Below are 26,116 nucleotides of genomic sequence, written 5' to 3'. Positions count from 1 at the left end.
TTAATCCCTCTCCATTACTTCTTTAAAAGTTTTAGCCATTTTTTCTAAATTATTTATATAATCTGCAGAAAGTGGCTCTACCATTTCAGCCTTTCCATCTATTTCTAAAGCAAAAGTTTCAGATTGTTTGCTATCTATTTCTGCTTGATAAAATATAACATTTATATATTCTTTTTTAGCAAAATCTATTGTGTTTTGTAAATCCTGAATTGTTGCTTCTTTTCCTTCCTTTTCAAGTGATACCATCTCAAGTCCATATTCATCCGCAAAATATCCCAAAGCTGGATGGTAGCATATAAATGCCTTTTTCTTAAGTGACAACAATGAATCTTTTGTATCTATATCAAGTTTTTCAAGTTTTTTTATATAATTTTCACCGTTTGTTTCATAAAAACTCTTATTAGTAGGATCTTTTATTGAAAGTTCACTTACTATTTCCTTTACCATAACCATTGCTCTTTTAGGTGAAAGCCATATATGAGGATCTCTCTCCCCCGATTCAAATTTTCTATCAGGATAAACATTTGAAACTACTTCCGCCATATTAACTATCTTTATATCTTTATTAAAATCTTTTATTTTAGGCAGTACATTTGCGTTTTCAGTCGGAACACCTATAGTGAAATATATAGAAGCGGTACTGAGTCTTTCCATTATTTCAGGGTTAGGCGCAAAATTCTCAGGACTTTTCCCTGGTGGTATCATTGTAATTACATCGACCTTATCTCCACCGACTGCTTTTACAAAAGTTTCCTGTGGAACTATAGACACAGCAACATTAATTTTTTCTTTTATATTTGCATCATTAGTTGTTTTGTTAGCCCCACAGGCAGAAAAAAATAGAGCAGAAAAAACAATAGAAAATAGCAACATTTTTTTACTTGTTTTCAACATTTATATAGCCTCCTATACTATGTAAATACAAACTATTCGCATTTACATTTAACTATATTATAACATTTTGCTAAGATTAGTCAATATTAAAAACTTGATTTTACAAATATTTCAAAATTGACATTAACATTACAATATGCTAATAATATATTCAGACAAAGCAATTAAACATTTAGCGCATTAAAATTGAATATACCCATTACTTTAAAATCAATTAATGGAGGAAAAAAATATGAAAACAATATTAACTTTAGTAAGGCATGGCGAAACCAAGTGGAATGCTTTAGGAAAATTCCAAGGTTGTAAAGATATAATTCTATCAGAAGAAGGTGTCCTACAAGCTAATTATCTAAAAATAAGATTTGAAAATAAATATGATTATATCTATACAAGCCCTCTAAAAAGAGCTATTCAAACAGCAGAAATCATATCTGAGAACAATAAAATCAAACCTATAATTGAATTAAAATTAAGAGAAATAAATTTTGGTGATTGGGAAGGCCTTACTGTAAAAGAAATTGAAACTACTTATCCGGAAAAATTTATTCAATGGAAAACTGATGAACTTAACGCACCTATATGTGGTGGCGATTTGAGTCTTAAATTGGCAAGTATCCGCGCTACAGAAGCAATCTTAAAAATTGTAAAAAAGCATCAAGGAAAAAATATTATCATAGTAGCTCATGGAGGGATTATTAAAGCTGGTCTAATAGGTATGTTCAATTTGAAAATGACCATGTATCATAAGATGGTTTTAGGCAATACTGCTATTAGTAAAACAGCATTTGATCATAGTTTAAACCCTACATTAATTACATTAAATGATACAAGCCATCTTCCTAATAGCTATAATATAAAATCTTATGTTTAATCTATTTAATATCTTAAAAATATGTAAATTTATTATTATTTAAATAAAACAACAGACTGTACAATTATTTTTATAAAATAATTGTACAGTCTGCTCAGTATTAAACCATATGAATTTAAGTTATTTATTTGTCATCCTGAGTAGTATTCAATTGGTTATTTATTAAATTAAGTCTATTTTCAAGAATAGCTTTTTCCTCTGAAAGTAAATCACTTTGATTTACAGGACTCGTATTATTAAAACTATTCCATCCAAAACCTCCTCTGCAACCAAGTCCCATGCCACGTCCCATTCCTAAGCCTCTATTTACACCATTTACTCCTAAGCCGTTAGTAGTATTACAAAATCCCATTCCTCTTCCTGTGTTTGATCCCATTACCATTGGACCTGTTCCATCTCTTCTAGCCATGAAAACATCTCCTCTTTTTTATTTTGGTCATATGCCCCTTACAACTACTATTATACTCTATTTTGGGCATATGTCAATAACTTATGGTATAAATTTTATAAATAAGTAAACCATACTATTATTTATGCATATAACAGTATGGTTATTGTTAAAAATATGTACTTATATTAATTTTACTATTATTTATATAATTTATTTTTATATTAACCATTTTAAAAATACAACGCGCCAATAGGATTACACATAGCACAAGTATAAATTAGCTCACCTCAACCTTTCTTTTATAAAATATTAATCATAATTTTTCATTGTTTTTTCTGAGTCATAAAATAATTCTGGAGCAATGTCACTCATATTCATATCTTTCCAAAATGACATTTTTTCATGATCAGAAAAGTATTTCATAGGAATTGGATGTGTTCCAACTACAACTGATACCTTATAATGAGTCTCAATAAACTCTTTGAATTTTAAAATATATGGACATGGTGGATATCCAACTACAAGGCCTGTAGCTAAATGAATTACTTCCGCTCCATTTTTAATCATTTCTTCTGGAACATATTCTATATTCCCACCTGGGCATCCACCACAATATGAATATCCAACGACTTCAACTTGTTCCTCAGCATGGTATATAGAAAAGCCTCCTAGACGTTCTCTCAAAGCTCTAAAACATTTTCCCCCACCACAGTTCTGATAACGTCCACAAATAATAATTCCTATTTTTTTCATAATGATTACCCCCGTCAAATATTCGTTAGCATTTATATAGATTTTTAAATCTTGTTTAATTCTACATATAAACATTCATGAAAAACCATATTCAGTTCATTTTTTTTACCTTTATTTAAAACTTGTGGATCATAAGAACCCGGTTGAAACCATACATTTTCTATATTACATTCCATAATATCATCTAAAGCTTTTAAAGATAGTGTAGGATTCACAATAACATTTACTGCATCTACCTTCTCTGGCAATTCCTTTAATGAATGATAAATCTTAACTCCATTTATCTCATCATATTTAGGATTTATACCATATACTGTATACCCTTTTTCTTTAAGTTGCATTAATATTTTATATCCAAACTTACTTTCATTTGGCGATGCTCCGATTAACGCCCATTTCTTCATTTTAACCATTTCATCTCTTAATATTTTTATATCTTTCATATATAATTCCTCCTATATTTTTTTATTTACACCCAAGGCTCCAATCCCTGTTTAACTCTATAATTATTTATTGCAGCATGTATAACTTCCTCTGCTAAAACCGAGCAATGCATTTTAATTGCTGGAAGCCCGTCTAATGAATCCGCAACATTTTTATTCGTTATTTTCCAAGCTTCTTCAAGAGTTTCTCCCTTAATAATCTCCGTTGCCATGCTACTAGATGCTACAGCAGATCCACATCCAAAAATCATAAATTTTGCATCTACTATTAGATTATTTTCGACTTTAATAAATATTCTCATGATATCGCCACACTGTGCATTCCCAACTTCGCCTATACCATCAGCGTCTTTAATTACCCCAACATTTCTAGGGTTCATAAAATGTTCCATTACCTTATCACTATACATATTGCAGCCTCCATTATGTAAAAATTTCATATAATATAAGTTCATTTTCTGTTGTATATATTAGCATTTGATAATTTCATATTACTACCATACGCAGTTATTGTCAAATGCTAATATAGACGATGTCTACATTTCAGTATCCTCTTTTCTACAAACTATAAAATTACATACCTATGTTTTTTACTATAAAAATATTCACTCTACAATTATAAATGCATATATTCTGTTTTTATATCCATACTAGTATTGAAAATTATAATTTAGGAGGTATTCTTTATGCAAGGAAAAGCTAAACAAAATGTAGACCAAAGTATGTCGACTTTACAGAGCACAGTTACATCATTACAACAAGCACTTACTTCAGCAGAAAAAGCAGATAATAAAGCTAAGATTAAATCAGCTATTGATTCTCTTAATTCTGCATCTCAACAATTATCTAACTATAAAGATTAAATTGAAAAAGAAATCCTATGACTATTTAAATCATAGGATTTTTTTTTGTTATTTATGATTTTACTTTTGTATATATTATTGCATTGTATATTTGAAACTAGAATTACCTATTTTTCATCTAAATAATCTTCTTTTTTTAAATTACTATTCAGTTTTCCTATTATTTCATTAGCATTAAATTTATATTTTTCTACTATATATTCAATTGATTCAAATAAATTATTACACAGCACGCATTCTCCTGCAACAGTATCATATTCATGAAAAACAACGTCAGTTTCAGGATATTCTTCAACTATATCTAATAATATCATCTTTTGCGTAATCATTTGGTCACCTACCTTACTAAATCTAAACAAATCTGAACAAGTCAGTATATTGTTGATTTGTCGTTATACATTTAAACATTATTCATTCATGTTAATTCTACATTCTTTTTCAAATTTCTTTCACTAAATATTTTATTTGTTAATTTTACATACCATGCAGCTGATTGCACTTGTATTACGTATGCTAATGATATAATTATTACGGCTTCAGTTCCTTGTTCCTTGAAAGCAATCATAGCTATTGCTAAACAAACTGAAAGATTCCTCATAACTGTTCCATACACAAGTGCTATACCATCTTCTTTATTAAACATCATTCTTGCAACTAGTGTGCTAAAAACAAAATTAAATATATATAAAAGTGTTAATGGAAATAAAATTTTCAATATTAGCATTGGATTGCCCAATAAAACGTGCGCCTTTAATGCCATGGCAACAAATACTATTGCTACAACTCCTAATGTAGATATCAAAGGAAATTTTAATTTATAGTCTTTTTCATACTTTTCCTTACCAAATTTTTTTATAATAAACTGCTGAGTAATATAACCTGCCATCATAGGTAATAAAATAACCATTATGATTTGGTTGAATATATCAGCTAATGGTATAGCTATTGCAGTTCCCAAGAATAGCTTGAGGTAAATAGGTGTTAAAATTGCTCCTAATATCAATCCTATAACTGTCATTTTTATTGCTTCTTGCATATTACCTTTAGCCATTCCGGTCCATGAAATTGTCATACCAGAAGTTGGTAATAAAGAAGTTAATAGTAATCCTAATATAAGATATGGATTGTTTCCAAAGAAAAGTTTTGCTATTATATATCCAACAACCGGCATTACTATAAAATTGATTAGTTGAGTTACTATTTGTAATTTATTATTTGATCGTTTAAATAAATTTTTTATATTCAAAGTAACCATCATAGGGTATACCATAATGAATGTAAGAGGCATTATCCATTGTTTTAAAAATGCAACATTAAATATACTTCCTACTGTTATTCCAAGTATCATAAATATTGGTATACTTATTATTAATTTTTTTTGCATTAAACCTAGTAGTCTCCAAAATTGTTTCATTAATTTTCCTCCAAACTTATATAATATATATAACTATTTTATTTTTATTAAAGCATCTAATGCTGCTGCATTTATTGGATATGCCATAGGTGAAGCTGTAAGTAGTGGATGAGTTGCAACTTGAAAAGTATTAAGTTCATTTGCTGTTAAGCTTTTCTGTATTGCTAAACTTAATATATTAATCATTTCACCAACACTCTCCCCTCCAGATATTTGTGCGCCTATGAGTACTCCAGAAGTTTTTACAAATATTAAAGATAAGTCTATTTTACTTGTTCTCGGAAGTGAACCTGGATGCTTGTCCATAGTTGTAAACTTTCCTACAGTTACTTCAAACCCTTCATCTTTTGCTCTTCTTTCTGTAAGTCCAGCAGCAGCAAAAGATTTCTTGAATATTTTTGTTGAAAATGCACTAATTGTTCCTTTATTTTCTCTTACATATCTTAATCCATATAGATTAGAAGCTGCAACTTTTGCTTCCATAGCAGCAGTGGATGCTAGAAGTATTGGAACACTTTTATTGGTAAAGAAACATCTCTTTTCAGCACAATCTCCTACTGCAAACACATCTTTTTCGCTTGTCCTCATATATTCATCTACTAATATTGCACCTTTCTCATTTACTTTAATACCTGCTTCTTTTGCAATATTTGAATTAGGAACTACACCCATACCTAAAATAACTGCATCTGCCTTTACTTTTTCTCCATTTTCTAGTTCAACCTCTTCAACTTTTTCAGTTCCTAATATGCTTTTTACTTTAATTCCTGTTTTTAAATTAATACCATTTTCTTTCATTTCTTCTTCAGCAATTCCACAAATTTTATCATCAAAAGCCTGCCATAAACATTTTTCAGCTATTTCAATAATGGTTACATTTTTACCATCTATTCTTAGTTGTTCAGCAAATTCTACTCCAATAAAGCCTCCACCTATAACTACTATATCTTGCATTTTCTCTAATTTAATTAAAAAATTATTTAAATACTCTTCATCTTTTAAAGCTGTAAACACATTATCCAAATCATACCCCACAATAAATTTAGGTACAATTGGAAATGACCCTGTTGCAATTACGAGTTTATTATATTCTATCTCTTGATTATTTGCTAAAGTTGCAATTTTATGTTCCTTATCAATTTTTGTAACCTCATTTATTATAAGTTCCACCCCTGCATTTAAAAGCATTTCATCTGGTACTCTGTTTTTACTTGCATCTTTTAATGTACCAAATATGTAAGGTATTCCACAAGGAACCATAACTGTTTTTCTTTTTCTTACAAGTACCACTTTTTTATTTTCATACACCTGTTTTGCTGTTGTAGCAGTAAGTATTCCACCTGCACTACCACCAATTACTAATAAATCTGTTTTAATCATTATTATTCCTCCAATTTTTTTATTGTATTTTTTACTATTTAATAAATAATTACTATAAGACGTTCATTTACACTTTAAGATCCAAGGTTAATTAGATATATTATTTTAAATTTAAAACATATACCTATACCACCCTAAAGTATAATACCTATACCGCCTTTAGGTACATTATAGCATATGCTAATTACATGTCAATAGGAAATTCATTTTTGCAAATAAATACCAATGCATTATTCTAATCAAATAAAAAAAGCCTATCTCATAGATTTCTCTATTAAATAAGCATTTGCAGTTACCAATATTTATTTTTAATTAGTTTATATATCTAATATGATCAACACAATACAATAAGCCTATTACAAATATACTATATCTGCATTCAAATATTCTATTTCAGCTTTCACGTGTGTAACAATTACTATTAATTTTTCTTTTGATAGCTTAATTATTTGGTCCATTATCTGATTTTTAAGTTCTTCCTCGAGTCCTTTAAATGGTTCATCCATCAGCATAATTCTTTTCTCATAAGCTAGCGCCCTTGCAATTGCTACTCTACGCTTCATCCCACCACTTAACTCTGCTGGTCTCTTATTCTTAATATCAGTTAATTGCATATCATTCATATATTCTTTGGCCATCTTAAGTCCTAGTTGTCTATCCTTCAAAACCAAACTAATATTCTCAATTGCCGAAAGCCATGGAACCAACCTATCTTCCTGAAATACCATTGAAATATCCTCTGTAATTTTAACTTCACCTTCATCTGGGTAAGTAAGCCCCGCTATCAAATTAAAAACAGTAGTTTTCCCTATTCCTGATGGGCCAAATATACACACTATTCCCTTTTGCGGGAATTTTATAGTCTTCTTCTCGATAACTACTTCCCCATTAAAGCTTTTACTTACACCCTTAAAGATAATCATACATAATACCTGCCTTTTTAAACAAGAAATTAATTACTTTTACAAACCCCTTTTCAAATAATAGGCTAAGTATTATTACCACTACAGTCCAAGCGAAAATATCAACAGTTTCTAGATAGATTTTAGCATTGTATAGATTTCTTCCTATAGTTCCTTTAGACAGTCCGATTACCTCAGCCGCAATTCCGGCCTTCCAAGCAAAACCTATACCAACATTACAAGCCGCAGCAAAATATGGCATAATGCTTGGAATATAAACCGTCTTTAACACTCTTGTTTTAGGTATATTGAAAACCTTTGTCATTTCTAAAAGCTTGATATCAGTGTTTTTAATTCCTTCCGACACATTTTCCCATACCATAGGTAATACCATTAGAAATGCTATAAAAGCTGATATTCTATAAGATTTTAACCATATTAAAGCAAGTATAATAAATGATGCCACAGGCGTTGATTTTATAATATTTAACACTGGCTTAAAAAAATAATTAAGTATTTTAAACTTAGTTGTAATAACAGCTAGTATAGTTCCCGATACTAACGCCAGTATTAAGCCAACAAATATTCTCATAAATGATGTTCCTATTGATTGCCAAAATAATGTTGTAAAAGATAACTCAATTATACGTATAAAAATATTTATTGGAGATGATATTAAAAGCTCTTGATTGACAAACAGATAAACTAATTGCCATATAAGTAGCCAAATTGATAATACTCCTGCCTTCATTACAAATTCACTTGTTTTATTTTTTACCCTGGTAGTAAAAATCTTCATCAGGTAATTCTCCCCCTACAGATTTTGGATTTGCTTTAAATAGCACCTCTAAAAACCCACTAGTCATTGCCTTCATTTCACTTCCATCAACATAAGTAATACTAGATTTAGGAATAGCGATCTTTGCTGGTGCTGCTTTCATTATATCAAATTTTTCAATTAATGCGGCACTTTTATCAATATTATTATTAACATATTCTGTCGAAGTAGCGTACTCTTTTAAAAATGAATCTACAACAGCTTTATTCTTCTCTAAGAATTCTGTTCGAACAATAATGCTTCCCATTACTAGAGCACTTGAATTTTCACCAGATACATTTTCCCATTCCTTTGTCATATCTAATGCAATCGTAGCATTTTTATTTTGCATTAAAACAGATGTTACAAATGGTTGTGGGAGTAATGCGATTTCTATCTCTCCTGCTGCCATTAAAGTCGCAACTTCAGAATGCTCAGCTCTATATTCCACTTCTATATCCTTGCCAACTATTAGTCCATTTTGTTCCAATACGTAATTTAGAACATATTCTGGGGTTGTTCCGAGGCCCGTTGCATATATTTTTTTCCCTCTAAGATCAGAAGCCTTTGTAATTTCTACTCCATTAGTTACTATATATAAAACTCCTAAAGTATTATTAGCAATAATCTTTATTTTTCCTTCAGTTTTTTTATAAAGTGTTGCTGCTAAATTTGTAGGAACTGCAGCAATATCTACTTGACCTGTAGTAATCATCCCAACTACTTCATCAGGTGCACCTGACAAGCTAAAAGTATAATCATTAGTAGTTTTACCTAATTCGTCATCTTCCATAAGTTTTACCATTCCCATACCTGTAGGACCCTTTAAAGCTACTACATTTGCTTTACCCTCTGCTGCTTCCTTTTTACATCCTGTAAACCCTGTAACCCCAATAAATAATACAAGTAGTAACACCATAACTTTCTTCATAATAATCCCCCTTCTATAACTCGTTTATATTTTTTATAAATATTTGTTTGCCTTCTTTTTTTATAATCCCTTTTTCCTCAAGGCCACAAATAATTCTATATAAAGATGCTCTGCTTATATTTAACACCTTGGATAGCTCTGTAAAACCTATTTTAACATCTACTTCATATTGTCCTTCCCTCGTCATACATACATTATTACGTAAAAACATACTCAACTTCTCTTCTGCAGTATCCACAGTAAATCCATCTATCTTACTATTTAAAAAGTATATTTTATCTGTTAAAAATGATATATAATTTTTAACAAGCATAAAATCTAGTTGAAACATCTTTTCGATTACATTCTCATCAATAAATAATATTTTGCAATTATTTAACGAGCTGATTTTGCTTACATATATATTTTTTCTTGAAAATATAGTTGCTACTCCAAAAACATCTCCCTTATTTAATACTTTTAATACTAAATCACTATGGTTCCCTTTTGTTACTATGGCACTACCATTAATAATAACACCTAAACCATTAAAATAATTATCTCTATCATAAATTGTATAGTTTTTTTTATATTCAGAAATGCTTGCCGTATCCAATATTATCCTCTCAAGGATTGCTCTATTTGTCCCACTAAACAAATAACTTTTAAATACACTATCGATTTCTAAACTGCTTATGCTCACAATGCGCACCGCCTAATATGTCTTATATAAGACACTTTTAATTAATTGTATCTTCTAATAAATATATTGTCAATATTTTAATTAAAAAGAGCACTGAGATATGATCCGTTTATGATAATGTCTTGGTATACCGTTTTTGATTATGTCCCAAACAAACAAAAATATAGTGTAGCATAAACCTCATAAGAATGTATAAATGAGGTGTTCATAATCAGAAAGGTAGATTTAAATATGAAAGAAGAATTTAAATATCAAATTATTAAAAAAATTAGTAGAGACTAATGGAAATAAAAAGGCTGCTGCCCTTCGTATTGGGTGCACTGTTAGACATGTAAATCGCATGATTAAGGGCTACGGTTCTAATGGTAAAGAGTTCTTTATCCATGGCAATAAAGGCATCAAACCTATTCATACTATTTCAGATGATAGTAGACGTATGATTATCGATCTGTATAAAACTAAATATCATGAAGCAAACTTTACCCATTATGCTGAACTTCTCGATACTCATGAGGGCATTTCAGTCTCTCCTAGTACCGTTAACACAATTCTTATGGCTGAACACATTATGTCTCCTAAAGCCAGTTGTGTTACAAAGAAAAGGGTAAAAAAAGAATTGTTAGAGCAACTCAAAACTTCGTCTCTATCAACCTATAAAAAAGAATACATTCAAAAAAGTATTATAGCAATTGAAGATGCTCATCCAAGAAGGCCTCGTTGTGCTTATTTCGGCGAAATGCTTCAGATGGATGCGTCGCTACATCAATGGTTTGGAGATACAAAATCCCAACTACACGTAGCTATTGATGATTCAACCGGAGCTATTGTTGGTGCGTACTTTGATCGACAAGAAACTTTAAAAGGATACTATAATATATTTCATCAAATTCTTTTAGAATACGGTATTCCACATATGTTTTTTACAGATCGACGAACTGTATTTGAGTATAAACAAAAAAAAGCTCCAACCACAGAGAAGGATACCTTCACACAGTTTGGCTACGCCTGTAAGCAGTTAGGTGTTGAAATTAGAACTAGTAGCAAAAGGTCGTGTAGAGCGTCTTTTTCAGACATTACAATCACGCCTGCCCCTAGAACTTAGAATAGCAGGCGTAACAACAATCAAACAAGCAAATATATTCTTAAACCACTACGTAAAAAAATACAATGCTAAGTTTGCTCTTGATATCAATAATACCAAATCTGTATTTGAAACACAACCTACGGTTGAAAAAATTAATTTAACCCTTGCTGTTTTAACAGACCGAAAGGTCGATTGTAGACATTGTGTACGGTTTGAATCCAAATACTATAAGCCAATTGATACTGGTAGTAATCCTACTTATTTTAGAAAAGGTACAGCCGCTTTGGTTATCAAAGCTTTCGATGGTGAATTTTACGTTAGCATAGAAAATAAAATATATGGTTTAGAAGAAATACCAAAGCACAAAACTACCTCAAAGAACTTTGATTTTCCTAAAGATAATCCAGAAAAATGCAATCGGTACCTACCTCCGATGAGTCATCCTTGGAAACATGCATCATTTCAAGCATATCTGGACAAGCAAACACATAGGGCAAGCAAGACTTGTTAATTAAATATATTTATAAAATCTAACACATGTTTCTTTTAAAAAAAGTATAGCATGCAGTAGGTCTATTAAAGTTACCCAAAATCACGACTCTAGAAAAGCAAAGCACCAACAATTAGTTGGTGCTAATATTTCACTTATTTTGGGACATATTCAAAAATGCTTGACATATTTTAATTAAAAAGAGCACTGAGAATATTATCTCAGTGCTTTCATAAGGTAACAGGTACTTGTAAAAAATGTTATGTTTCGTGACTAATTGCAAAACTACCTATTTAATATTGCCCTTATTTGTTCTTCAGTTTGAACACTTGTTGTGGCTGCTACAACTTTCCCATTCTTGTAATACACTGTAAAAGGAAGCCCGCGAAATTTGCTACATTCAGGAAGTTTTTTGATTACATGAGCATGTATGGAATCAAAATCCATATCTCTAAACTCTACCTTTGGATAATCATCCTTTATCTGTTCCATCGCACTATACACAGGAAGACACATTGGTCCCATTCTACCACAGCATATCATTACGTTATCATTATCATTTATCAATGCGTTAAAATATTCTTCTGAGTCAACATGTTTTAAATTAGTATCTAACATTATATCCCTTCCTTCTTAATTATTAAAATAAACAGCAGACCTAGATAATTTTTAAAAAATATTACATATATTTATTTAATATTTGTTCAAAATCTGCTTTAGGTCTAAATCCGACTATATTTTCTACTGCTTTTTCACCTTTAAACACCATAATTGTAGGTATGCTTGCTATTCCAAATTTATTTGAAACCATAGGATTTTCATCTACATTTATTTTTACAAACTTTATCTTTCCAGAATATTGCTTATCTAATTCTTCCATAACAGGGCCAACCATTCTGCAAGGTCCACACCATGGTGCCCAAAAATCTACAACCACCGGTACATCATTTTCAATTACTTCTAAACTAAAAAGACTATCATTTATTTCTTTCATCATCATTACCTCCATTTTTAGACTATATATCTATCAATTTATAATATATTTTCTTATAGTGATATTTTTACTCTTCTACAAATTGTATTGCACCCATAGGACAATACTTTATACATTTACCACACTTAGTACACTTATCTTCTATAATACTAGGTGCGCCAAATCCCACTTGTTTAATAGCATTTACTGGACATACTCTCACTGATGGGCATGGATGATTTTGTGGGCATCTACTGTTAATTACTTTAACCTTAATAATCTTCACCTCTTTTCAATATATTCATTTAATGTATTGTTATACCATATGTTAACAACTAGTTAATATCTCATTGTTTTTTATACCCCCATAGGGTATCTAAAATTATAATAACATATTAAATTTTAACTGTCAATAACTAAATTTTTAAGTAATTCATCTTCTTCATGATAAGTAAACAAGCTCTTTTCTCTCTATAAAAAAACAAACTGTATCACGAGTTTTCTCCTCATCTACAGTTATGATAGCTCCCACTAATAGTAATCATAATTATTCTATAAAATTTTAGCTAGTCAAAGTTTATCTTTTGACTAGCTAAATTAATTATGATACTACATTTATTAATTCTAAATAATTATTCGTTACAATGTCCTTCATGTTCATGTTCTTTGCAAACACTCCCTGTTGATTTTAGTTCACCATTTATATATTTTTGTACTACTTCATCAGTTAAACCTTGTGCACCAACTACTACTTCAATACCTTTTTCATTAAATAACCTTTGTGCTGTTTCACCCATTCCACCTGCAATTATAGTATTTACATTCAATTCCTTTAAGAACACTGGAAGATACCCAGGTTTATGTCCTGGATTTTGAGTAAAATTCTTACTTAAGGTTTTTCCTTCCTCTACATCATATATTGTAAAACCTTCACAATATCCAAAATGTCCACTTACTTTCTTTTCTTCACTTGCAACTGCTATTTTCATTTATAATTCCTCCTTATATTTGGGTTTATTAAATTTGTATAAATTAGTGACGTGCAGGACCAGACATTTTTAATTGTTCCAGTTCACCCTTGCTATACTTTAAAAGAACTGAATTTATAACTATACTTTCACATTTATATGCTTTAATTTCTGATTTTTCAATAATTTCAAAAGCATTAGGCCCAAGGTTACCTGTAATTATAACATTTACATTTTCATCAACTAATTGATTAGATGCAACAATCCCTGCTCCACCACTAGCTGTTTTACCTTTATTCTCTATAACTTTAATATCTCCAGTTTCTGTATCATGAATTTGAAAATATTCACATCTTCCAAACACTGTATCTAACAAATCTTCACTAGTTTTACCCGCTGACGAAATAGCTATTTTCATTATTTCTCCTCCAAATCCTTTATTATATTTGTTACTATAGGATTAAAAATAAGTTCAAGACTCTCATTTACACTTTCATATCCACGCTCTGCTAAATTGCTTATGCTACTCAACATAGGGAGTTCTGCTAAAAGCTTTAAATCCATTTCCTTTAAAAATTTATCCGTACCTTCACCATTATAAAGTTTTATTTCTTTACCACAATCAGGGCAAGTTATATAACTCATGTTTTCAATAACACCTAAAACATTAATATTCATCTTTCTTGCCATATTAACAGCTTTTGATACTATCATAGAAACAAGATCCTGTGGTATAGATACCATAACTATACCATTTATTGGAATGGTTTGCATTACTGTTAATGCAATATCACTTGTTCCTGGTGGCATATCAATTACTAAATAATCAAGATCCTCCCAAATAACATCTGTCCAAAACTGCTTAACTACATTTGAAAGCATAGGACCTCTCCAAATTACAGCATCTTCTTCGTTTTCAGTCAAAAAGTTTAATGACATAACTTTCATACCATCACTAGTTAAAACAGGTAACATACCTTGTTCATTGTTAGTAGCTCTTTTACCTTTTAATCCAAGAAGTCTAGGAACACTTGGTCCTGTTATATCTGCATCTAATACTCCTACACTATAACCAAGAGCTTTTAATTGTTTTGCTATAAGAACAGAAATTGAAGATTTGCCCACTCCTCCTTTACCACTCATTACACCAATAATTTTTTTAACATTATTTAATGGATTATTTTCAATCATACACTTTTCCTTATCCTTTGAACATCCATCACTTGATGGACATGTATTACATTCTGCCACAAAATCATCTCCTATATGCATATTATCATTTATTATTTATCATTTAACATTTAACATTTTTATAGTACTCTTGATATGAATTATTGTCAAACGCTAACAAACTTAATTAACTTTTACTCTTTTAGATTTTCCCCATCTTTACATTTTATTTCTTTCCTACATTTACTGCATAATCCTACAAATATAATATTCGAATCATATATTTCTAAATCTTTTTCTTTTTCCATTTTTTTATTTAGCTTTAAATAGTCAAGATTCAAGCTTTGACTATCTAAATCAATTATACTATTGCATTTACAGCATTTAAAATGAATATGCAGAGGTTTCCCACTAAATATTTTCATTTCGTAATAACTTATGCCATTAATATTTATTTCCTTCACTATTCCTAAATCATTAAACACCTTTAAAGCTCTATAAATCGTAGCAAGACCTATACTTTTTTCTCTTACTTTTCCATATATTTCTTTTGCATTTAGATGGGTTTTATAGTTCATTATAGTTTTAAGTATTATTTGTTTTTGCGCCGTAAATTCATAACCATTATTTTTTAATAATTTTTTAAAATGCATTAAATCTTCATTTATAAAATCATCCTTTTTCATTACCCTAATTATATCCCTCCTTATATTTTAATTTAATAAATTTATTCGATCATCCTTTGGATGTATATTAGCATTTGCTATTTATAATTATTATACTACTCCTTTTATTGGTTATTGTCAAATGCCAATAAACCTCAAATAATTAAATATATGAGGCATTGGAAAAACTATGAAATTATTTTTTTTTGCTATTTAATTGCTCTGCTAAAATTCTTGATAAATACTTACCAGTATTTTTCACCTCTCCAATATCATTGGTATATGTTCCTACTTCAATTAGTACTGCATTATCACTTTTATTCTGGTTATAAAATCCAAGTCCATAATGATAAGGATAGATTGGGTTGTCTCTCAAAAGATCCGGATATAATTTATTTGATATTCCTATCATGGAATTTATTAATTTTTTCTGCTTAGCATATCTAGGGTTTTTATCAGTTACTACAAACTGAATTTGAGCAACATTTACCCCATTTATTTTAGTCATTACTGAATTCTTATTCTTTACACTATCTCTGTGTATATCTATAATTAAATCAAAATCTTTATATTCTTTTAAATACTTATCTAAAGTAACTCCAGATTTTTTATAGGCATTATCATAATCTCCTTTATCATGCACAGTCTTATCATGTATGACCGCAATTCCATATTTACTTTCCAGTTCTTCGGTTATTACATCTCCTACAGCACATACGCTTCTTGTTGGATCCAAACTATTGGTAGTTTTAAATGTTTCTTTATCTGAAGTGAGGTAAGCTTCGCATGTATGAGTATGATATATAAGTACTCTTGGTTTTGCTTTGTTTAGAACTTGTTTTAAATTAGGATTATAGAGGTCTGCAATCACATTAGCAGCCTTAACTTTATCATCAGATTTATTTACCTGTTTATCATCTAAATTAAAAGGGGTAAGAATAAATTCTTTTATTTTTTCCACACCGTTGCTTTCATCAGCTACACTTACATCAGTACTGCCTTCATTATTATCCAAATATGCAATTTCTTTTGTTATTATTGATATAGGATTATAAATGTCTATTCCTAAAAATGATAAAGCTGCTAATTTCATGCTATTTTCACTTTTTGTAGACTGATCCACTTTATTTGAACACCCAGCTACGGGTAATACATTATTAATAACATTAACATAAAAATAATTTCGATATTTCCCTTCATTATTTGCCTTAACACTTTTAGGTAAAATTATGCCTAATAAAAAAATGATGAGTAATGTAAAAATACTTGCAAATATTTTCATATTACTACCTTTTTTAATATTGTGTTTTGAAAAAAATTCTTTTTCATTTAGTTCATTCTTATTCTTGTCTTTAAAATTTAAACCTTCGTAACTCATCTTTATACCCCCTGTTTATACCATATATATGATGTCATATATAACATTATTACTAGCATTTAAGTAAACTAACTCCTAACAATGATATCCTTTTATCTGAACTAAACAAATATTCTTCATGTTGTATAAACTTGAAAAATGCACCTTAAATTAAAAGCTTAGAACTATTTTCACAATTCTAAGCTTTATTATTATTAATTTTTATATCCGATAGCTTTAGCTGGGCATTTATCTATGGCTGTTTTTATATTTTTATTTTCCTCTGACTTAACTAACTTCTTAAGCACCTTCGCTTTTCTATTTTCTATAATAAAATTATCCGGCGATATTTTATTACATATTCCACAACCAATACAGCATTGCTCATTTATGGTAAGTATACTTTCTTCATTAATCAAAATATCATCACTAGGTATATCCTCTTTTTTTACCAACCTTGATATAATATATGCCATAATAAAAATTGAAATAGTAGTTAAAAACCATCTTATAGCCATGAATTTAGGTCCTAAAAATTTAGCTTCGTTAGCAAGCATTGGTATTTTAATTACAGCCCAGGTGCTGAGCATAATTACTATACTTGAAACACTTGCTCCTTTTTTCAAAAGCATTTTGCACACTGGAAAAGCTGCATATATAGGGCCTGCTGAAAAACTTCCAAGTAAGAAAGAAAATATAGAGCCTTTAAAACCCGAACCTTCACCTAAGGCACTTTCTATTGATTTTTTTGGAACCCAAGCTTCAATAAGCGATGTCAATAGCAATATAACTGGCATAATTATAAGCATTTCTTTTATATAATATAAGCTGTTATTTAAAGACTGAATGGCTTTACTGGGCATCAGAATTCCTATCACTATATATATTGTAACTATTAAAGTTAAGAACAAATTATTTTTAAGTTTTTTTACAATTGAACTCACATTACTACCCCCATTAATATAGCAATTATAATGGCAAATATAAAACTGAAAGAATTCCTTGCTATAGTAAACCTTAAGCCAAACTCTCTTTTTTCAAGAGGAAAAGTTACAACACCTACCATAGTAAGCGTTGTTAAAAATGCAACTACTGGTACTATGTTAGCTCCAGCCTTTACAAGAGAACCCACTAGTGGAAAAGCAACAAAAGCAGGTATTAGCGTTATACTTCCTACAAAAGCTGATACAATTGTAGATATAAAAGCGTTGGAATTACCCATATATTGCTTTATTGTATCAGGAGGAATAAACGTTAATATTAAACCAATAAGAAAAAGTATACCGATTATTTCACCCATCATGTTTCCCATAAGGCCTTTTGACATCTTAATAGAATCTATCGTTCTCTTTTTATCTTTAATTATTGACCAAATAAACCAAGATCCAGTAATAACCCAAAGTGTGATAGTAAATATATCCATGCTAATTACCCCCATAATTTTTTTCTGTTATTTTAATTTCCCCTTTCAAAATATCTCTACCTGTATTATAATTTAATCTAGAATATAAATCAGTTACCACGGTTACTAATTTCAGAATAGGAGAGAATTATTATATGCTAACTTATATACCACTACTTAAGAAGTTCGATTTATTTAAAGACCTTTCTTTTGAAGATCTAAATCATTTGTTCACCAAAGATTTATATGAAATTAAAAACTATAAAAAAAATTCTGTCATTTATTTTCAAAATGAAAAGTGTACACGCTTTGACATAATACTAAAAGGCACTATATTAGTGCAAAAGATTGATTCAAATGGCAATGCATTAACTATTAGTGACTTTACTATTGGTGATGTTTTAGGTGGAAATTTGCTTTTTTCACATAAAAATTTTTATCCTATGACAATTATAGCGAAAACTGATACCATAATACTTCATATAAAAAAGGATTTAATTTTAAAGCTATGCCAAACAAATGTGGTTTTTTTAAATAATTTACTTGAATCAATTTCAGACAAAACTTTAATTTTGACAGATAAAATCAAATCATTATCTATGAAAACTATAAGACAATGCATCATTGATTTTTTAATATATGAAAGTTTTTCCCAAAGCAGTAACACAATTAAATTAAAATACACAAAAAAAGAACTCGCTGAAAAATTTGGAATTCAAAGGCCTTCACTTTCTCGTGAATTAAACAAAATGAAGAAAGACGGATTAATAAAATATGATACTCATTCTATTACAATAATTGATATAGAGTAAAAAATGAAAGGAGAATAAAACTATGATTACAAATATTTTAAGAATGCTTCTTACCAGATCATTTAAGCCTTTAATGTTTACAAATAAAGTTGATAACGAAATGAATTTTGATTCAGAAGAAATAGGAATATATGTGCATATACCCTTTTGCATATACCCTTTTGTAAAACTTTATGTTCTTTCTGTCCTTACAATAAGATTAAATATGAAGAAAGTTTAGTGAAATCTTATAAAGATGCATTAATTAATGAAATAAATATGGAATGTATAAATAATGGTAAAATACCTACAGCAATGACAATGGTGTTTAGTGAGAGAAACCGTGCTCTTTACTGGTTATTTTGGAATGCATATACACTAAAATTTAATAATGATGAATTTAAAAAGTTATTTGGAGTAAATTTAAATAAAATCTTCAATACAGAATTGAAAATTGCTAGAAGATTAGGTTTACTGAATAAAAATAAAGACAACTATGAGTTAACAAACAAAGGAACTTATTTCTATCATTTATTGGAGCAGCGATATACAAATAGATATATAGATAAATCATGGGGAGTAGCAAGAGAATCCATGGCCAAAGAAAATAAAACTTTATTGACACAATTAAAAAAGGGCCATTTTATTGACCCTTTTTATCAACATCTTCATCTTGCTCCTCAACTTCCAAATCCTCAAGTGCCTCCTCCATTGCACTACCAACATCACCCATGGGCTCATTATCTTTGTTTTTTAAGGTTTGCTTAATTTCGTCTCTCTTTATATTTACTTCTTCGTCAATATCTTCATCAATATCTTTAGCATTATTAATAATAATATGTGTTATTTCACTACAACACCTTTGATACAATAAACCCAAAACAGTCCCTCCAATTGCAATACCTAATCCTGCAAATATTGCAACCCGTTTAATAGAGTTACTGTTATGTTTCTTTTGTCTATGTTTAATGTTCTTTGTTAATTTATCTAAACTACTCATATGTACCCTCCTAGAAATAATTATTATCTTTTTATTCTTATATTATCTCCCAACTTTTATAAAAAATTCAGTTTTGTAGTATGTCTTTATAATAACAATCTAAATAATAAATTTTAGCATAAATACACAGAATAGTATGGTATTATATTATAAATTGGTTATAAAATAAATTAAGAGTTTTAAAATAATTTGAACTTAAGGGGTGAATTCATGAAAAAAGTACTTACCACTTGCGGTTATTGTGGATGTGGTTGTAATTATTACTTAAATGTAGAAAATAATGAAATAGTCGGTGTCACTCCTAAAAATAATGATATTGTAAGCAAGGGTAAACTATGCGTTAAAGGCTGGCAAGGCTATAGTTTTGTTAATCATAACGATAGGTTAAAACAGCCATTAATGAAAACTGTGGATGGGAGTTTTAAAGAGGTTACTTGGGAGACTGCATTTGAATTTATAAGTTCATCGCTTAATAATATCATCAAAAAAAACGGTCCTTCAGCTGTTGGCATGCTATCCTCTGCTAGGTGCACAAACGAAGAAAATTATCTTATGGTAAAGCTAGCAAGAGCAGTACTCCATACAAATAATATAGATCATTGTGCCCGCCTCTGACATAGCCCTACAGTGGCTAGTTTAGCCGCTGCATTCGGAAGTGGAGCTATGACTAATTCAATTGAAGAGCTTGAAAATACTGAGGTTATCTTTGTTATTGGCTCTAACACTACCCAGCAGCATCCCCTAGTCGCCATGAGAATAATAGACGCGGTTAAAAGAAACGGTGCAAAATTAATTGTAGCGGATCCAAGGAAGATACCTCTAGCTGAAAATGCAGCTATTTATGCCCCTCTTGCCCCTGGAACTAATTTAGCATTTATAAATGGATTATTAAATGTTATTGTAAATGAAAACCTAGTGAATAGTGATTTCGTAGAGAACAGCACTGAAGGCTTTGAAGAATTTAAAGATTCCATTCAAAAATATACACCAAAGCTCGTTTCAACTATTACCGGAGTATCTGAAAATACTATTAAAGAGATTGCAAGGCTATACGCTAAGGCAAAAACAGCTTCAATTATATATGCTATGGGCATAACACAACATATAAGTGGCACAAAAAATGTAGCAGCCCTTGCAAACCTCGCTCTAATAACTGGTCAAATAGGTCGAGAATTCACAGGAGTAAATCCACTTAGAGGACAAAATAATGTTCAAGGTGCCTGTGATATGGGAGCATTACCAGATGTACTCCCTGGCTATCAAAGCTTAAAAGATGAAAATATCAAGGAAAAGTTTGCTAATGTTTGGGGTAAGGACTATGCCAGTGGAAATGGAATGACCTTAGGCGAAATGATGGATGGCTCAGCTAGCGGTAGCGTTAAATCTCTTTTTATAATGGCCGAAAACCCAATGCTTTCAGATCCAAATCTTAATCACGTAAAAGAAGCCTTAGAGAATTTAGAACTTCTTGTGGTTCAGGATATTTTTATGACAGAAACCTCAAAGCTAGCACATGTAATCCTACCAGGAGCCAGTTTTATTGAAAAAGATGGAACTTTCACAAATACAGAAAGAAGAGTTCAAAGGGTAAGAAAAGCCATAGAACCTGTGGGAAGCAGTAAATCGGATTGGCAGATACTATGCGGTTTAATAAAATCTCTTGGCGGTGCTGCAGATTACTCTTCCCCTTCTGACATAATGGAAGAGATTAGTACATTAGTACCTAGCCACAGGGGAATAACTTACGAAAGGCTTAATGATGGAGGACTTCAATGGCCCTGCACAGATATTAACCATTCAGGAACGAAATTTTTGCACAGAGGAAAATTTACCCGTGGACTTGGAAAGTTTAGCGTAAACGAGTACACAGAGTCAACTGAACTAGCAACTAGTGAATACCCTTTTATTTTAACGACTGGACGAATGAACCATCACTATCATACTGGGACTATGACTAGAAGATCTTGGGCACTAGACAGAGAATATCCACATGGATTCATGGAGATTAACCCACAAGACGCTGAAAAACTTGGGTTAAAAGAGCGTAACAAAGTGAAAGTAACTTCAAAAATAGGTGAAGTTATAACAGAGGCTCATATTACAGATAAAATATCGGTAGGAGTTGTATTTATGACCTTTCACTTTGGTGAACAATCAGTAAATAAACTTATTGGGGGAAATTCAGATCCAATTGTACAAATACCAGAGTTTAAGGTTTGTGCTGTAAAAATAGAGGTGGTGAAGTAAATGTATACTCTTAAAAAGGAAGACTTAAAAGAACTTCTTAATACTTGGTCTAAGTCATCATTCGATGTTTATGCCCCTCAAAAAAATGAAGGGCAGGTTATGCTCCTTCCCTATGATGATGAATTATGCCTAGACTATATTAACTTCCCCTTTCCTGTAAAAGAATTTCTTTTTAAGCAAAAGGAGAAACTTTTTCAATGGAAAATTAACAATAGTAAAGTAGAAGTTCATGAAGATGAACCTCTCAGAGACAAAAGCATACTTTTTGGAATTAGGTCCTGTGATGCATACGGTGTTGCTTATATGGATAAATTTTTTCTAGAGGATTATGAGGATGAATTATACAAAAAAAATAGAGAAGCCACATGGATAGTTGCTGTAAACTGCGTTAGAGTAGGTGAGGATTGCTTTTGTAGTTCAATGGGAACTGGTCCCTTTGCTGGCGAAGGCTATGATATTCTTTTTACTCCACTTGAACATGAATATTTAATAGAAGTTGGAAGCCCTAAAGGCCAAGATTTAATTCTCTTAGGAGAAAATTTGTTTACTGCGACTGACAATAAGCTGTTAATTGAGAAAGACAAACTTACAGAGGCTACTTTGTATAAATTTAAAACCAAGATTAAAGTAAATAATATTGCCAAAGTTCTCCAAGATAATTTTAATGATCCACTTTGGAATCAGCTTTCAAAGGAGTGTGTTTTATGTACTGGTTGCACAAATCTTTGTCCCACCTGCACCTGTTTTAATGTGCTAGAGGAAAATATAAGTTGTGACAGTGGATGTAGAGTTCGGTGTTATGACTCCTGTCAAAGTGATTCCTTTACTAGAAATGCTGGTGAACACAATCCAAGAAATGATGTATCTAGGGTAAGATATAGATTGTTTGATAAATTTAAATATATCGAAGAAAAATTTAATATGAAGGGTTGCAGTGGATGTGGACGATGTATAGCTGTTTGTCCAGCCTCCATAAATGTGGTTAATGTAATCAATGAATTAGGTGAGAGAGATATCGTAAAAGAAGGCAACAATTTAGTAGAAACAAATATCTCCATAGATCTCGCCCATAAAGATATTTTACATGATCACCCTAAGGAAAACTGCGAAAGTAATTATGTCCCTCAAATAGCTGTAATTACAGATATTATTCAGGAAACAAAAAGTATCAAACGTTTTTTTATTCAGTATGAAGATAAGTCTCTTCATGAAAACTTTAAATTATCGGGCCAATTTTTCGAAATAACAGTATTTGGTGTTGGCGAGATAGCTATATCTATTCCTTTTTCCCCAAATCAAAAGCATGTTTTTGACTTTTGCATAAAAAAAGCTGGTAAAGTAACCAGTGTAATGCATCAAATGAAAATTGGAGATAAGGTTGGACTTAGAGGACCTTTTGGAAAAGGATTCCCCTACGAAGAACTTAAAGGTAGAAATGTTCTTATTATTGGAAGTGGAGTTGGTATTGCCCCAGTAAGGACTTTCATAACACATGCTCTTGAAAACACTAAGGATTTTGATAAGATTGTGATTATAGGTAGTTCAATGACCTATGAGGATATAATATACAAGGATGATTTAATATCATGGAGTAATACCATAGGTGTAAAGGTTTTGTATGCACTTAGTTCTCCAACCACTAAAGTTAATGCCCATGTTGGTTATATAAATGATTTGTTACCCAATTTAGAATTAGACTTCAAAAATACTTCAGCAATAATATGTGCTTCTCCAAGAAGGATAAAAGCCCTAGCAGTGGATTTAATAAAACTTGGAATGAAAGGTATTGATATATATACCTCCCTAGAAACTCATATGCGCTGTGGAATAGGAAAATGTGGACATTGCAAGGTAGGCAATAAATACATGTGCATAGATGGACCAGTATTTAATTATGAGGAAATGCTGACACTGCCACCAGAATTTTAGAGAGGTGAAACTATTGGATGACTTTGGATCATCAGTTATTTTATGTGGTGGGAAAAGCACTAGAATGGGCTTTGATAAGTGTAATATTAAAACCAATAATAAGTTTTTAATAGAAATTATTGCAGAGGAACTTTCACATATTTTTACAAATATAATACTGATATCAAATGATATTGAAAAATTTAAAGATACAAAATATATAGTGGTGGAGGATATTATAGCAAATGCAGGCCCAATAGGAGCTATTTATACAGCATTAAAAAATACTACTTCTAAATATGTTTTTATTACTGCTTGCGATATGCCTATAATAAATTTAAATTATATAGAGTATATGATGGAAATAATAAAAAGCGAAAATGTACAAGGGGTTGTATCTTATAACTCTAAATATATAGAACCACTTTATGCCTTCTATTCTATAGATATGATCACTGCCTTTGAAACTGAGATAAAGAAAAACAACTACAAACTTCACGATGTAATTAGAAACAGCAAGATGTATTATGTAGAAGAAAGTATATGGAGAAAATGTAGTAGTGGCAAGGATATTTTCACCAATTTGAACTATAAATCTGATCTTACAGTTTTAAAAAATATATTTCCGGAGGACGCATAAGTATAATGAATATAGAAAAACAAGTTAATATTAAAAGGATAAAAAATGGACTACAAGAAGATACCTTGGATTTAATAATAGAAGAAGTACCCTTAGACATATTTGTGAATCATGAATTTTATGCAACACTTATGTGTACTCCTATTGAACTCGTAGAACTGGCTGTAGGATTTCTTTTTTCTGAAGGTGTAATTTCATCTATTGGTTCCATTATAAGCACAGAAGAAGTGTATGAAAATAGGGTATGTATAATTTTAGACCATGAAATTAATGTAGATAAAAGTAGTGCAAGGGCTATAACTTCTGGCTGTGGAAATGGCAGTATCCATGTAATCTCTCTTGAGGAATGTAGTATTAAATTTATAGACAGCAATTGTAAATTTTCTAGTGTAGAGATTTTAAGATTAATGAGTGAATTTAATAATAAATCAGAGCTTTTCAAACAAACTGGAGGTGTTCATAGCTGTTGCCTTTGCACTGAAAATAGTATCCTTCTTTTTTGTGAAGATATAGGTCGACATAATGCCTTAGATAAGGCATTAGGAAAAGCTCTTATTAAAAATATAGATTTCAGTGATATAATTGTAATGACCACCGGTAGAATTTCTTCAGATATAGTTGTTAAAGTAGCCAAAGCAGGTATCCAAATTATAGTGTCTCACTCAGCCCCAACATCTTTAGCTTTAAGTATAGCTAAAGATGCAAATATAACTGTAATAGGTTTTGCACGTGGCATTCGAATGAACATTTATTGTAATGAACATAGAATAATTTAAATTTACAAACAAAAGCCACCTCTTAAAGGTGGCTTTTGTTTGTAATATAAATGTTACTGAAAAATTATGCTTATATTGCTGAAACCTCAATTGCTTGAAGTCCTTTAGGTCCCTGCTCTGTTTCAAATTGTACATTTTGGCCTTCATCAAGACTTTTTCTTGATTCATTTCCTAGTATTGCAGATGAATGAACGAAAATATCTTTTTCACCTTCAACTTCAATAAATCCAAATCCTTTTTCTACATTAAACCATTTAACTATTCCAGTTTTCATTGTTATTCCTCCTAAGACAAAACACTATTA

At 30.4% G+C, this 26,116-nt stretch carries 34 protein-coding genes; 10 read left to right on the top strand and 24 right to left on the bottom strand.

What is annotated here, in order from left to right:
- Positions 1–894, bottom strand: coding sequence for a metal ABC transporter solute-binding protein, Zn/Mn family (locus ACREWB_RS02480; RefSeq protein ID WP_431545899.1), 894 nt, complete (start codon positions 892–894; stop codon positions 1–3).
- 232 nt (positions 895–1,126) lie between these two features.
- On the opposite strand from ACREWB_RS02480, the gene ACREWB_RS02475 reads away from it, so the two are divergent.
- Positions 1,127–1,765, top strand: coding sequence for a histidine phosphatase family protein (locus ACREWB_RS02475; RefSeq protein WP_431545898.1), 639 nt, complete (start codon positions 1,127–1,129; stop codon positions 1,763–1,765).
- Between the two features lie 124 nt (positions 1,766–1,889).
- On the opposite strand, the gene ACREWB_RS02470 is transcribed toward ACREWB_RS02475, so the two are convergent.
- The 4 genes from ACREWB_RS02470 to nifU form a co-directional block, all read right to left on the bottom strand.
- Positions 1,890–2,174 carry a DUF5320 domain-containing protein gene (locus ACREWB_RS02470; RefSeq protein ID WP_431545897.1) on the bottom strand — a complete coding sequence of 95 codons (285 nt, stop codon included), beginning with the start codon at positions 2,172–2,174 and terminating at the stop codon, positions 1,890–1,892.
- A 291-nt stretch (positions 2,175–2,465) separates the two neighbouring features.
- On the bottom strand, positions 2,466–2,909 hold the full coding sequence (locus ACREWB_RS02465; RefSeq protein ID WP_431545896.1) for a CGGC domain-containing protein: 444 nt from the start codon (positions 2,907–2,909) through the stop codon (positions 2,466–2,468).
- Positions 2,910–2,953: 44 nt separating this feature from the next.
- The gene (locus tag ACREWB_RS02460) at positions 2,954–3,352 is read right to left on the bottom strand and encodes a CoA-binding protein (protein WP_431545895.1); all 399 of its coding nucleotides are present in this window, start codon (positions 3,350–3,352) and stop codon (positions 2,954–2,956) included.
- Between the two features lie 26 nt (positions 3,353–3,378).
- Entirely contained in the window at positions 3,379–3,762 is a 384-nt protein-coding gene (gene nifU / locus ACREWB_RS02455; protein WP_431545894.1) for a Fe-S cluster assembly scaffold protein NifU, read from the bottom strand.
- 276 nt (positions 3,763–4,038) lie between these two features.
- Here nifU and ACREWB_RS02450 point away from each other — a divergent pair, with 276 nt between their 5' ends.
- The gene (locus tag ACREWB_RS02450; protein WP_431545893.1) at positions 4,039–4,215 is read left to right on the top strand and encodes a hypothetical protein; all 177 of its coding nucleotides are present in this window, start codon (positions 4,039–4,041) and stop codon (positions 4,213–4,215) included.
- A 107-nt stretch (positions 4,216–4,322) separates the two neighbouring features.
- On the opposite strand, the gene ACREWB_RS02445 is transcribed toward ACREWB_RS02450, so the two are convergent.
- The 7 genes from ACREWB_RS02445 to ACREWB_RS02415 all read right to left on the bottom strand — a co-directional run bounded on the left by ACREWB_RS02445 (position 4,323) and on the right by ACREWB_RS02415 (position 10,341).
- Complete coding sequence (locus tag ACREWB_RS02445; protein WP_431545892.1) at positions 4,323–4,544, bottom strand: hypothetical protein; 222 nt, start codon at positions 4,542–4,544, stop codon at positions 4,323–4,325.
- 86 nt (positions 4,545–4,630) lie between these two features.
- Positions 4,631–5,629, bottom strand: coding sequence for an arsenic resistance protein (locus tag ACREWB_RS02440; protein ID WP_431545891.1), 999 nt, complete (start codon positions 5,627–5,629; stop codon positions 4,631–4,633).
- A 33-nt stretch (positions 5,630–5,662) separates the two neighbouring features.
- Entirely contained in the window at positions 5,663–7,009 is a 1,347-nt protein-coding gene (locus ACREWB_RS02435; RefSeq protein ID WP_431545890.1) for an FAD-dependent oxidoreductase, read from the bottom strand.
- Positions 7,010–7,365: 356 nt separating this feature from the next.
- The gene (locus ACREWB_RS02430; protein ID WP_431545889.1) at positions 7,366–7,932 is read right to left on the bottom strand and encodes an ATP-binding cassette domain-containing protein; all 567 of its coding nucleotides are present in this window, start codon (positions 7,930–7,932) and stop codon (positions 7,366–7,368) included.
- Positions 7,919–8,710 (bottom strand): ABC transporter permease, encoded by a 792-nt coding sequence (locus ACREWB_RS02425; RefSeq protein ID WP_431545888.1) that lies wholly within the window; start codon positions 8,708–8,710, stop codon positions 7,919–7,921. The genes ACREWB_RS02430 and ACREWB_RS02425 overlap by 14 nt, the downstream gene beginning before the upstream one ends.
- Complete coding sequence (locus tag ACREWB_RS02420) at positions 8,679–9,659, bottom strand: ABC transporter substrate-binding protein (RefSeq protein ID WP_431545887.1); 981 nt, start codon at positions 9,657–9,659, stop codon at positions 8,679–8,681. The genes ACREWB_RS02425 and ACREWB_RS02420 overlap by 32 nt, the downstream gene beginning before the upstream one ends.
- A 13-nt stretch (positions 9,660–9,672) precedes the next feature.
- The gene (locus ACREWB_RS02415) at positions 9,673–10,341 is read right to left on the bottom strand and encodes a Crp/Fnr family transcriptional regulator (protein WP_431545886.1); all 669 of its coding nucleotides are present in this window, start codon (positions 10,339–10,341) and stop codon (positions 9,673–9,675) included.
- A gap of 250 nt (positions 10,342–10,591) precedes the next feature.
- Here ACREWB_RS02415 and ACREWB_RS02410 point away from each other — a divergent pair, with 250 nt between their 5' ends.
- Together ACREWB_RS02410 and ACREWB_RS02405 are read left to right on the top strand one after the other, a co-directional pair.
- Positions 10,592–11,443 (top strand): ISNCY family transposase, encoded by an 852-nt coding sequence (locus ACREWB_RS02410; protein ID WP_431545964.1) that lies wholly within the window; start codon positions 10,592–10,594, stop codon positions 11,441–11,443.
- Positions 11,364–11,936 (top strand): hypothetical protein, encoded by a 573-nt coding sequence (locus ACREWB_RS02405; protein WP_431545885.1) that lies wholly within the window; start codon positions 11,364–11,366, stop codon positions 11,934–11,936. The genes ACREWB_RS02410 and ACREWB_RS02405 overlap by 80 nt, the downstream gene beginning before the upstream one ends.
- Positions 11,937–12,200: 264 nt before the next feature.
- Here ACREWB_RS02405 and ACREWB_RS02400 read toward each other — a convergent pair whose 3' ends face one another.
- The 10 genes from ACREWB_RS02400 to ACREWB_RS02355 all read right to left on the bottom strand — a co-directional run bounded on the left by ACREWB_RS02400 (position 12,201) and on the right by ACREWB_RS02355 (position 18,471).
- Positions 12,201–12,533, bottom strand: a complete 333-nt coding sequence (locus tag ACREWB_RS02400) for a YbbN family protein (protein ID WP_431545884.1) — start codon at positions 12,531–12,533, stop codon at positions 12,201–12,203.
- Positions 12,534–12,594: 61 nt separating this feature from the next.
- Entirely contained in the window at positions 12,595–12,912 is a 318-nt protein-coding gene (gene trxA / locus ACREWB_RS02395; protein WP_431545883.1) for a thioredoxin, read from the bottom strand.
- Positions 12,913–12,976: 64 nt separating this feature from the next.
- On the bottom strand, positions 12,977–13,174 hold the full coding sequence (locus ACREWB_RS02390) for a 4Fe-4S binding protein (RefSeq protein WP_431545882.1): 198 nt from the start codon (positions 13,172–13,174) through the stop codon (positions 12,977–12,979).
- Between the two features lie 346 nt (positions 13,175–13,520).
- A complete protein-coding gene (locus ACREWB_RS02385; protein ID WP_431545881.1) occupies positions 13,521–13,877 on the bottom strand; it encodes a NifB/NifX family molybdenum-iron cluster-binding protein in 357 nt (118 codons plus the stop codon).
- A 43-nt stretch (positions 13,878–13,920) separates the two neighbouring features.
- Entirely contained in the window at positions 13,921–14,274 is a 354-nt protein-coding gene (locus ACREWB_RS02380; protein WP_431545880.1) for a NifB/NifX family molybdenum-iron cluster-binding protein, read from the bottom strand.
- Positions 14,274–15,107, bottom strand: a complete 834-nt coding sequence (locus ACREWB_RS02375) for an Mrp/NBP35 family ATP-binding protein (RefSeq protein WP_431545879.1) — start codon at positions 15,105–15,107, stop codon at positions 14,274–14,276. Before ACREWB_RS02375 ends, ACREWB_RS02380 begins: the two co-directional genes overlap by 1 nt.
- A 113-nt stretch (positions 15,108–15,220) precedes the next feature.
- A complete protein-coding gene (locus ACREWB_RS02370) occupies positions 15,221–15,694 on the bottom strand; it encodes a Fur family transcriptional regulator (protein ID WP_431545963.1) in 474 nt (157 codons plus the stop codon).
- Positions 15,695–15,887: 193 nt separating this feature from the next.
- Positions 15,888–17,069: a stage II sporulation protein P gene (locus tag ACREWB_RS02365; protein WP_431545878.1), complete on the bottom strand. Its 1,182-nt coding sequence runs from the start codon at positions 17,067–17,069 to the stop codon at positions 15,888–15,890.
- A gap of 194 nt (positions 17,070–17,263) precedes the next feature.
- Positions 17,264–17,992, bottom strand: a complete 729-nt coding sequence (locus tag ACREWB_RS02360; RefSeq protein WP_431545877.1) for a permease — start codon at positions 17,990–17,992, stop codon at positions 17,264–17,266.
- Positions 17,989–18,471, bottom strand: coding sequence for a permease (locus tag ACREWB_RS02355; protein ID WP_431545876.1), 483 nt, complete (start codon positions 18,469–18,471; stop codon positions 17,989–17,991). Before ACREWB_RS02355 ends, ACREWB_RS02360 begins: the two co-directional genes overlap by 4 nt.
- A gap of 134 nt (positions 18,472–18,605) precedes the next feature.
- Between ACREWB_RS02355 and ACREWB_RS02350 the strand changes: the two genes are divergently transcribed.
- Positions 18,606–19,262, top strand: a complete 657-nt coding sequence (locus ACREWB_RS02350) for a Crp/Fnr family transcriptional regulator (RefSeq protein WP_431545875.1) — start codon at positions 18,606–18,608, stop codon at positions 19,260–19,262.
- A gap of 22 nt (positions 19,263–19,284) precedes the next feature.
- Positions 19,285–19,482 (top strand): hypothetical protein, encoded by a 198-nt coding sequence (locus ACREWB_RS02345; RefSeq protein WP_431545874.1) that lies wholly within the window; start codon positions 19,285–19,287, stop codon positions 19,480–19,482.
- Between the two features lie 402 nt (positions 19,483–19,884).
- Here ACREWB_RS02345 and ACREWB_RS02340 read toward each other — a convergent pair whose 3' ends face one another.
- Entirely contained in the window at positions 19,885–20,241 is a 357-nt protein-coding gene (locus ACREWB_RS02340; RefSeq protein ID WP_431545873.1) for a hypothetical protein, read from the bottom strand.
- A 210-nt stretch (positions 20,242–20,451) separates the two neighbouring features.
- Here ACREWB_RS02340 and fdhF point away from each other — a divergent pair, with 210 nt between their 5' ends.
- Genes fdhF through fdhD form a run of 4 tightly spaced genes read left to right on the top strand, consistent with a single transcriptional unit; the run spans position 20,452 to position 25,812 of the window.
- A complete protein-coding gene (fdhF, locus tag ACREWB_RS02335) occupies positions 20,452–22,488 on the top strand; it encodes a formate dehydrogenase subunit alpha (protein WP_431545962.1) in 2,037 nt (678 codons plus the stop codon).
- On the top strand, positions 22,489–24,417 hold the full coding sequence (locus ACREWB_RS02330; protein WP_431545872.1) for a 4Fe-4S dicluster domain-containing protein: 1,929 nt from the start codon (positions 22,489–22,491) through the stop codon (positions 24,415–24,417).
- Positions 24,418–24,430: 13 nt separating this feature from the next.
- Positions 24,431–25,036 (top strand): molybdenum cofactor guanylyltransferase, encoded by a 606-nt coding sequence (locus ACREWB_RS02325; RefSeq protein ID WP_431545871.1) that lies wholly within the window; start codon positions 24,431–24,433, stop codon positions 25,034–25,036.
- Positions 25,037–25,041: 5 nt separating this feature from the next.
- Positions 25,042–25,812 (top strand): formate dehydrogenase accessory sulfurtransferase FdhD, encoded by a 771-nt coding sequence (fdhD, locus tag ACREWB_RS02320; protein ID WP_431545870.1) that lies wholly within the window; start codon positions 25,042–25,044, stop codon positions 25,810–25,812.
- 70 nt (positions 25,813–25,882) lie between these two features.
- Here the strand turns inward: fdhD and ACREWB_RS02315 are convergent, their stop codons facing one another.
- Complete coding sequence (locus tag ACREWB_RS02315; RefSeq protein WP_431545869.1) at positions 25,883–26,086, bottom strand: cold-shock protein; 204 nt, start codon at positions 26,084–26,086, stop codon at positions 25,883–25,885.
- Positions 26,087–26,116 lie beyond the last annotated feature (30 nt).

The organism is Clostridium sp. (assembly GCF_050717635.1).
Taxonomy (GTDB): Bacteria; Bacillota; Clostridia; order Clostridiales; family Clostridiaceae; genus Clostridium_AD.
The sequence above is the reverse complement of the archived record's forward strand: the minus strand, read 5'-3'. Positions and strand labels throughout refer to the sequence as shown.